The sequence below is a fragment of the Ferruginibacter sp. genome (assembly GCF_031430955.1).
Taxonomy (GTDB): Bacteria; Bacteroidota; Bacteroidia; order Chitinophagales; family Chitinophagaceae; genus Ferruginibacter.
The window spans coordinates 1-9,001 of the sequence record NZ_JANPCM010000069.1; the positions used below are offsets into that span (position 1 = coordinate 1).

Annotated in this window: 9 protein-coding genes; 8 read left to right on the forward strand and 1 reads right to left on the reverse strand. The window is 37.7% G+C overall.

Going from position 1 to position 9,001, the window contains the following annotated elements:
- Positions 1–182 precede the first annotated feature (182 nt).
- A complete protein-coding gene (gene rho, locus ACY65O_RS01935) occupies positions 183–1,775 on the reverse strand; it encodes a transcription termination factor Rho (protein ID WP_462219165.1) in 1,593 nt (530 codons plus the stop codon).
- Between the two features lie 294 nt (positions 1,776–2,069).
- Between rho and asnS the strand changes: the two genes are divergently transcribed.
- The 8 genes from asnS to ACY65O_RS01975 form a co-directional block, all read left to right on the forward strand.
- The gene (asnS, locus tag ACY65O_RS01940) at positions 2,070–3,524 is read left to right on the forward strand and encodes an asparagine--tRNA ligase (protein ID WP_462219166.1); all 1,455 of its coding nucleotides are present in this window, start codon (positions 2,070–2,072) and stop codon (positions 3,522–3,524) included.
- A gap of 23 nt (positions 3,525–3,547) precedes the next feature.
- Positions 3,548–3,748 (forward strand): hypothetical protein, encoded by a 201-nt coding sequence (locus ACY65O_RS01945; RefSeq protein ID WP_462219167.1) that lies wholly within the window; start codon positions 3,548–3,550, stop codon positions 3,746–3,748.
- Positions 3,745–4,008, forward strand: coding sequence for a type II toxin-antitoxin system RelE family toxin (locus ACY65O_RS01950; protein WP_462219168.1), 264 nt, complete (start codon positions 3,745–3,747; stop codon positions 4,006–4,008). The genes ACY65O_RS01945 and ACY65O_RS01950 overlap by 4 nt, the downstream gene beginning before the upstream one ends.
- A gap of 123 nt (positions 4,009–4,131) precedes the next feature.
- Positions 4,132–4,791, forward strand: coding sequence for a hypothetical protein (locus ACY65O_RS01955; RefSeq protein WP_462219169.1), 660 nt, complete (start codon positions 4,132–4,134; stop codon positions 4,789–4,791).
- Between the two features lie 61 nt (positions 4,792–4,852).
- Positions 4,853–6,610, forward strand: coding sequence for an SMP-30/gluconolactonase/LRE family protein (locus tag ACY65O_RS01960; RefSeq protein WP_462219170.1), 1,758 nt, complete (start codon positions 4,853–4,855; stop codon positions 6,608–6,610).
- 74 nt (positions 6,611–6,684) lie between these two features.
- On the forward strand, positions 6,685–7,521 hold the full coding sequence (locus tag ACY65O_RS01965) for an OmpA family protein (RefSeq protein WP_462219171.1): 837 nt from the start codon (positions 6,685–6,687) through the stop codon (positions 7,519–7,521).
- Positions 7,522–7,594: 73 nt separating this feature from the next.
- Positions 7,595–8,542: a helix-turn-helix transcriptional regulator gene (locus ACY65O_RS01970; protein ID WP_462219172.1), complete on the forward strand. Its 948-nt coding sequence runs from the start codon at positions 7,595–7,597 to the stop codon at positions 8,540–8,542.
- 204 nt (positions 8,543–8,746) lie between these two features.
- On the forward strand, positions 8,747–9,001 hold a 255-nt coding region (locus ACY65O_RS01975; RefSeq protein ID WP_462219173.1), incomplete at its 3' end, for a DinB family protein.

A 9,001-nucleotide genomic window follows, 5' to 3' on the forward strand; every position in this document is an offset into this window, starting at 1 on the left:
GGCTAAAACAAAAATTTTGTACCAGCAAAAAGCAAATTAATATCCTGGCTTTGTTTATTAGCATATAAAATGTTTGGTAATAAAAATAATATAAAGTTTGTTATTACATTGAAATAAAAAACCGCCGGTTAAAAACCAGCGGCTATAATTATTCATTATCAATTTTCAATTATTCATTGCTCCTATCCATTCATACTCGTTAAAAACTCTGCATTATCTTTTGTGCCTTTCATATTTTTCAACAAAGTATTAATCGCTTCTTCGGGGTTCATATCGGCCATGTGCTTACGCAATACCCACATGCGCTGGAAGGTGTCTTTATCTAATAACAAATCATCACGCCTTGTAGATGATGCTACCAAATCTATTGCAGGGTAAATTCTTCTGTTAGATAATTTACGCTCCAGTTGCAATTCCATATTACCGGTTCCTTTAAATTCTTCAAAAATTACCTCATCCATTTTACTGCCGGTATCAACTAAAGCGGTTGCAATAATAGTAAGCGATCCACCATTTTCTATTTTACGTGCCGCACCAAAAAACTGTTTTGGTTTTTGCATAGCATTAGCTTCCACACCACCGCTTAATACTTTACCGCTGCTGGGTGCAACAGTATTATGTGCCCTTGCCAAACGTGTAATGCTGTCTAATAAAATAACTACATCGTGTCCGCACTCTACCAAACGTTTTGCCTTTTGCAAAGCTATCGTACTCACTTTTACATGCTTATCTGCAGGTTCGTCAAATGTGCTGGCTATAACTTCGGCCCTTACACTGCGTTCCATATCGGTAACCTCTTCCGGTCTTTCATCCACCAGTACAATCATCAAATAACATTCCGGATGGTTTTCTGCAATAGCATTAGCCAGTTCTTTCAGCAACATGGTTTTACCCGTTTTTGGCTGGGCAACAATCAATCCACGCTGTCCTTTACCAATTGGTGTAAACAAATCCATTATCCTGGTGCTGTAATTATCTGCTTTGGTACAAAGATTTAATTTTTCGAAAGGAAACAACGGTGTTAAATAATCAAACGGCACACGGTCACGTACTTCATCGGGCCTTTTACCATTTATAGTATCTACTTTTAATAAAGCAAAATATTTTTCGCCTTCTTTTGGCGGACGCACACTTCCATACACAGTGTCACCCGTTTTTAAACCAAATAATTTTATTTGGGAAGGAGAAACATAAATATCATCGGGAGACGATAAATAATTATAATCGCTGCTGCGTAAAAAACCATAGCCATCGGGCATCATTTCTAAAACACCTTCGCCTAAAATAACCCCATCAAACTCTATGTTAAAAGCCTGCTGGTTGTTGCGCTGCTGGTATTGTTTGGTTTGCTGCTGCGGTGTTTCTTCCATTTGTGTTTCGGGCAGTTGTACATCGCCATCTTCGGCCTGCAGCATTTGTGCAATGGCGGCAGGAATGGTGCTTTGTTCACTGGTAATTGGTTGCAGCTCTTCTTCCTCTTCTTTTTCAACAACTCTTTTAACCGCCTGCTTTTTTTCTGCTTCGGGTTTTTTAGCTTTTACTGCGGCTGGTTTTGGCTCTGGTGCTGTTTCTGCATCGTCGGCAGGCTTAATAATGCGTTTGCGTTTAGGCTTTTCTTCTTCGTTTTTTGCTGAGTTCATATGGGATTGTTTATCCAGGATTTGAGTTATCAAATCCTGCTTATTTAATTTTTTTGCGTTGGAGATTGTAAAATGATCTGCAATGTCAAGCAATTCAGGAACGAGCAGGTCGTTCAGTTGTGAAATATCGTACATAAAAGGTTGAAAATAATTTCTTCAAAAAAACCGTCTTAAATCTGAAAATGTAATTGAGAATTTATAATTGATTGGAATATGAGTTTCTGATAAAGCGAATGATAGATAAAACTTACCAGTTGGATTCCGCCACAATATTACGGTGTTTTTGGGGAAAAATACAAATTTTTTTGGTGAGAGTGCCCGCAGATATCGCCGATTACGCAGAATAAACTCTATTTTATCTGCGACATCTGCGCAATCGGCGGGAAAATTTCTTCTGTAGCTTATCTTTGCACTCCACAAATAGAATTTATGTTCAATAAAAGAATTAAGATTAAGGAATTGCTGGCCAGCGATAATGCCAATTACCAGGCTACGGTTATGGGTTGGGTACGTACCTTTCGCAACAACCAGTTTATAGCTTTAAATGATGGCAGTACCAATAATAATATACAAATAGTTGCCGAGCTGGGCAAGTTTGATGAGGCCCTTTTAAAACGCTTAACTACCGGCGCCTGTATTAAAGCAACAGGTGAAGTAATTCCCTCTTTAGGCAAAGGACAAAAAGTGGAATTAAAAGCTACCGAAATTGAAATACTGGGCGATAGCGATGCAGAAAAATTTCCTCTGCAACCCAAAAAACACAGTTTGGAGTTTTTAAGGGAGATCGCTCACTTACGTTTTAGAACCAACACATTCAGTGCCGTATTTCGTGTGCGCCATGCGTTGGCATTTGCTATTCATAAATTTTTTAATGACAAAGGTTTTGTGTATTTGCACACACCAATAATTACTGCAAGCGATGCCGAGGGCGCTGGTGAAATGTTTAAAGTAACTGCTTTGCCATTGGATGGCTCCGCTCCTAAAAACGAAGATGGCTCTATCAATTTTAAAGAAGATTTTTTTGGCCGCAGCACCAACCTTACCGTAAGCGGACAATTAGAAGGTGAATTAGCGGCTATGGCTTTCAGTGATATTTATACTTTTGGCCCAACCTTTCGTGCAGAGAACAGTAACACTACAAGACATCTTGCAGAATTTTGGATGATTGAACCCGAAGTGGCGTTTAATGATCTGGAAGATAACATGAACCTTGCTGAAGAATTTATTAAGTATGTGATTAAACATGCAATGGAACACAACAAAGAAGATTTGGAATTTTTAGCACAACGTTTGGAAGAAGAAGAAAAACAAAAACCACAAATTGACAGAAGTGAATTAGGCTTACTTGATAAATTAAATTTTGTAGTTGATAATAATTTTGAAAGATTAACCTATACAGAAGCAATAGAAATTTTAAGAGAAAGCAATCATAACAAAAAGAAAAAATTTACTTACCTGATAGATAAATGGGGTGTTGATCTGCAAAGCGAACACGAAAGGTATTTAGTAGAAAAGCATTTTAAAAAACCTGTTATTCTTACTGATTATCCTGCGGAGATAAAAGCTTTTTACATGCGCCAGAATGATAATTGCGAACCCGGCAGACAAACCGTTGCTGCCATGGATATACTTGCTCCCGGCATTGGCGAAATTGTTGGTGGCAGCCAGAGAGAAGAACGCATGGATAAATTATTAAAGCGCATGGAAGAAATGCATATTCCTGCGGAAGAATTGTGGTGGTATTTAGATACGAGAAAATTTGGTGCTTGTCCGCATGCAGGCTTTGGTTTAGGTTTTGAGCGTTTGGTACAGTTTGTAACAGGTATGGGAAACATCAGGGACGTAATTCCTTTTCCGAGGTATCCGAAGAGTGCGGAGTTTTAAATTAAAACAATTAAATTTACATTATGACACTTATAGTACAACCTAAAAATAAAAATGAGGAAAGGGTTTTAAAAGCTTTTCTCAGTAGTTTAAAAATAGGTTTTCATTCAGAAGCCGAAGAAGACGCGGCGTTGTATGCAGCTATGATAAAAGGCCGTAAAACCAAACTCCTCAGCAAAGCTGCAAAAGAAACTTTCCTTAAAAGCCTATCTGGTAAAAAATGAATGTTGAAGTAAGGCAATCTTTTGAAAAAGACGCTTTGAAACTGCCTGTAAAAATTCAAAGAGAAATTGCTGCTATTATTTTGGCTATTGAAAATGCTGGAAAACTTTCAGAAATAAAAGCCTGTAAAAAATTAACAGGATATAGGACTGCATACAGGATAAGAATTGGAGATTATCGTGTAGGTTTCTTTTTTGAAAACAATACTGTAGAATTGGTGAGGGTTTTACCAAGAAAAGATATATATCGCTATTTTCCGTAGAGTTTTAAGATCTAACCTCTGAAAAAATTATTCATGTTTGAAACCGATAGCTATCATGCTTCGGTTTTTTTATTATCAATTTTGTAATGTTAAATTAAACAGAGAATTGTATATTTATAAACAGTGAGGTTTTTTCTTTTTATATTATTAATAATTTTTTTTATAGCCTGCAATAATATTTCAAAAGTTGATGTTATTATTACTCCTCCCGAGAAATCAAAAACTAATATTATTAAACTGGCCGATAGTTTAGGTACAGTTACCATTTCATTACCATCACGGTATGATACCAATTTTTCCTGGACACATCATTCAGATTGTGGTTCGCCTTGTGATAAAATTAAATATAGATTTCAGCCAAAGTCTTTCCCTATTAACAAAGAATCTGGTTGGATGTGGTTTGATCTCAAAGACTCAATAGAAAGTTTTACAATAAGCCATTCTGGTTATTTTCCTTTTCATGCTGATTATGATAGCGCTCTTTTTTTACATTTGCATCAGCACAAAAAAGCAAGTTTGTTGGTTAGTCCGGATACTTATAAAATCTACTCTGATACGATTGAAAAAATAGGAGGTCGTTATTATTCAATATTTTTGATTGACCTCTATGATACTGCAAAGTATCAATATTCGAAAAAAATATTAGCAGCAACAAGTGTAAAGGGTAATGGAGTAGAATTTAATTTTGAATTGTTAACGAAACAAAAAGATTCTTTAAAGGATATTTTTTTAGAGAATTCAAGATATTTTTTAAGAACTGTTAGAATTAACAATAAAATGTAATTGAGCTCTTATCTAGCAGGCATTAAATCAAAACAAACCTTTTCATCTATAACGATTGACCATGAAACAACTCCTTCTTTTCATTTGCATGTTTATTGCAACCCATTTATTCGCCCAACCCCCAACAGAAAAATACCCCATTGATTCCGCCAGCGTAGAACATGCCGGTGTACCCAAAGGCGAAATATTGAAATTTACATTTACCCAATCGAAAATATTTCCGGGTACATCAAGAGAGTATTGGATATATATTCCAAAACAATACAAACCTGAGCAACCTGCCTGTGTGTATGTAAACCAGGATGGCATACAATGGAAAGCACCCACAGTTTTTGACAATCTTATTTATAAAAAAGAAATGCCGGTAACCATCGGTGTATTTATTACCCCCGGAAAAGTATTGGCAGATAGCGGCTCCAATGCACTCGACCGCTTTAACCGCAGCTTTGAATATGATGGTTTGGGAGATGCGTATGCCCGTTTTTTATTGACTGAAATTTTGCCAGAAGTGGAAAAACAAAAAACCAGTGACGGCCGTGTGATACGTTTATCAAAAAATGGAAACGACCGTGCCATTGGTGGCAGCAGCAGCGGCGCTGTTTGTGCATTTACTGCAGCATGGGAACATCCCGAAGCATTTTCAAGAGTGTTTAGTGCAATAGGAACTTATACCGGTTTGCGTGGTGCCGACCGCTACCCGATACTCGTCCGTAAATATGAACCCAAGCCTATCCGTATTTTTATGCAGGATGGTGCTAATGACAATAATATTTATGCCGGCGATTGGTGGAAGGCAAATGAATCCATGGAAAGAGCATTGACATTTGCCGGTTATGAAGTGAACCATGTATGGGGCGAAGGCGGGCATAATGGTAACCACGGCACGGCTGTTTTTCCGGATGCGATGCGCTGGCTCTGGAAAGACTGGCCAAAGGCAGTTGTAAAGGGAAATTCAAAAAACCAATTCTTAAGTACCCTGCTTATTACCGGCGAAGATTGGGAATTGGTTGGGCAGGATTATAAATTTACTGAAGGGGTTGCAGCCAATGCCGCAGGCGAAATATATTACCAGGATATTCCTGTTTCAAAAACATATACAATTGGATTGGATGGGAAACCGGTTGCATTAAATATAGATTCGAAAAGAGCAAGTGGTACAAGTTTTGGCCCCGATGGTAAAAGATATACTGTGGCTGGCGGCACAAAACAAATTTTAAGCTATGATAAAAATGAAAAAGAAACAGTGGTTGCAGACAGCATTAATGGCAACGACCTTTTGGTTGCAGCCAATGGAAATATTTATGTAACCTCACCAGATGGTACAACAAGGCCAAGCAAACTTTATCTCATTCGCCCCAATGGTGAAAAGCTGGTGGTGGATGAAGGCATTAAATTTGCAAACGGTCTTACACTTTCACCCGATCAAACACAATTGTATGTTACCGAATCGGCCACCCATTGGATATGGATCTATAAAATAAAAGCCGACGGAACATTAACCTATAAACAACGCTATGGCTGGCTTCATACAGCGGATACTGATTACAATGCCTGGTCGGACGGACTAAAGATTGATACAGCAGGAAGAGTTTTTGTTGCCACAAAAATTGGTGTACAAATTATGGATCAGTTAGGGCGTGTGAATGCTATATTACCAATACCGCCATCAAACAATCAGGTTTCAAATGTGTATTTTGGCGATGCTGATTTTAATATACTCTACATCACTGCTGGTGATAAAGTTTTTAAAAGAAAATTAAAAACCCGTGGCGTTAATTATTTTGATAAACCTATTAAGCCTGTTAACCCAAGATTATAAGCCTTTATTTTTTTATTGCTATTTGAATCGCAATAACTTTTGTCTATTTTACACTGCACCAAAAACCAGCAATAATGAAAAAGATAACGATTGCTTTAACGATGGCATTTTTATTTTTTGCTTCAGCATTTGCCCAGCAGGATATAGAAGGCGCCAAGGATAATCCTATGTTTCCGACAAGGATGCCGAATTATCTTATAACCGAAGTAGCTAACAATTTTGATGCGGTAGAATTTAACCTTGCGGCAGGCGGCACTAAGAATGTTACAAAGGAGGGCACCAAATCCGTAGTGCGTTACGATTTTTATACAGAGTCGGGTAAATCCAAACCCAGTTGTTTACAAATTCTCAGGAATTATGAAGCCGCTGCAAAAAAGATCGGGGGTGAAACAGTTTTCCTCAGTGCAAGCGAAGGTATGGCTACATTTAAATTGGTAAAGCCCAGCGCTGAAGTTTGGGTTAAAATTGAAGCCATAGGCAATGATAATACAGATGCTTATTATCTCACCATTTTGGAGATCGAAGCAATGAAACAGGAAATAACAGCTGTTGGAATATTTGATGCATTGAACACCGATGGCCATATTGCTTTATACATCAATTTTGAAACCGGTAAATCAACCATTAAGCCCGAATCGCAACCCATCATCGATCAAATAGTGGAAATGCTGAAAGCAAATCCCACACTTAAAGTGAGTATCGAAGGCCATACCGATAACGTGGGCAATGGCCCGGCTAATCAAACACTTTCTGAGAACAGGGCAAAAGCCGTAATGGCTGCGATCAGTTCCAAAGGCATTGATAAAGCATTACTGTCATCAAAAGGTTGGGGGCAAACAAAACCTGTTGCCGATAACAAAACAGATGAAGGTAAGGCAAAGAACAGGAGGGTGGAAATTGTAAAAATATAATCGCAATCTTTCTCTTTATAAATGGAAAGAAAGATGCGGCGTTTAATTTATTTTTACTTTCCATTTATTATATATGAACCGCATCGACCGCCTCTCCGCCATCCTTATTCAATTACAATCTAAAAGAGTTGTAAAGGCGCAGGAAATTGCTGATAAGTTTAAGCTGAGTTTACGCACTGTTTACCGTGATATAAAAGCACTGGACGAAGCTGGTGTGCCGATTATTGGCGAAGCCGGTATCGGTTATTCCATAATGGAAGGGTATCGTTTACCACCAGTGATGTTTACAAAAGAAGAGGCTACTGCTTTTTTAACAGCAGAAAAATTGGTGGAGAAATTAACGGATGAATCTACCCAAAAAAATTACGGCACAGCTATGCTAAAAGTAAAAGCGGTGTTGCGCCTTACCGAAAAAGATTACCTGGAAGATATGGAGCAGCATATTGAAGTAATAGAAAACCAATACATACCCAAACGCACCAACGATACTATTCATCTGCAAAATGTATTGCAAAGTATTGCACAAAAAAATGTGCTGCACATAAATTATTTTGCCAACCACAACCAGCAGCAAAGCCGCAGAGATGTGGAGCCGGTGGGCATTTATTATTTAGGCGAAAACTGGTATATGGTGGCCTTTTGCAGGCTTCGTAAAGATTACCGCACTTTTAAATTCGGCAGTATAGGAAAACTTACAGTAACCGACGAACATTTTGAAAAACAACACCCTGCATTAAAAAGCTTTTTAAATAAAGTAACTAAGGAAAAAGAATTGCATACGGTTATCCTCTTAATTAATAAAGAAGCGATTCCTTATTTTGGCGATCAGAAATATTATAATGGCTTTGTTTCTCAAAAAGAAGTGGGTGATAAAGTGGAGATGACTTTTCTTACAGGTTCGCTAAATGGTTTTGCAAGATGGTATATGTTGTTTGGCGATAATGCGGATATTGTTAGTCCGCAAAGTTTGAAGGAGATTGTGAAAGAAGTGTTGATTTCAATTGGTAAGAAAGTAAAATAAATTTTAAAATCAAGCTGAGCTTGTTGAAGCCAACATATTATTTTAGAAAGACCCTGCTAAATTAAACCGCCTTAAACATCCGCCTGTGGCGGAGACATTATTATGTGTGTTACTTTTGTTTTTTAAAAATAAATTTTTTACTGCTGACATAGGGTTGTCACAACCCTAAAGTTTCTTTGTATCTCAAACAAAAAAATTACAACTATGTCACAAATCGCAGCATTTCAACAAGAATTAGAAAGAGAAGCAGTAACCACCCGTAAAATACTTTCTGTTATTCCTACCGATAAGTTTGGCTGGAAGCCACACGAAAAAAGTATGACCATTAAAGCATTGGCTACTCATATTGCCGACATCTTTACGTGGTTTGGTATGGTGATGAGTACCAGTGAGCTGGATTTTGCAAAAAATCCCTACCAAGCCCAAGAAGTAAATACCACTCTTGAACTAATGACAATG

Excerpts from the sequence above, each read along its gene's own strand:
- rho (WP_462219165.1), bottom strand. The coding sequence starts at position 1,775 with ATGTACGATATTTCACAACTGAACGACCTGCTCGTTCCTGAATTGCTT.
- asnS (WP_462219166.1), top strand. The coding sequence starts at position 2,070 with ATGTTCAATAAAAGAATTAAGATTAAGGAATTGCTGGCCAGCGATAAT.
- ACY65O_RS01945 (WP_462219167.1), top strand. The coding sequence starts at position 3,548 with ATGACACTTATAGTACAACCTAAAAATAAAAATGAGGAAAGGGTTTTA.
- ACY65O_RS01950 (WP_462219168.1), top strand. The coding sequence starts at position 3,745 with ATGAATGTTGAAGTAAGGCAATCTTTTGAAAAAGACGCTTTGAAACTG.
- ACY65O_RS01960 (WP_462219170.1), top strand. The coding sequence starts at position 4,853 with ATGAAACAACTCCTTCTTTTCATTTGCATGTTTATTGCAACCCATTTA.
- ACY65O_RS01965 (WP_462219171.1), top strand. The coding sequence starts at position 6,685 with ATGAAAAAGATAACGATTGCTTTAACGATGGCATTTTTATTTTTTGCT.
- ACY65O_RS01970 (WP_462219172.1), top strand. The coding sequence starts at position 7,595 with ATGAACCGCATCGACCGCCTCTCCGCCATCCTTATTCAATTACAATCT.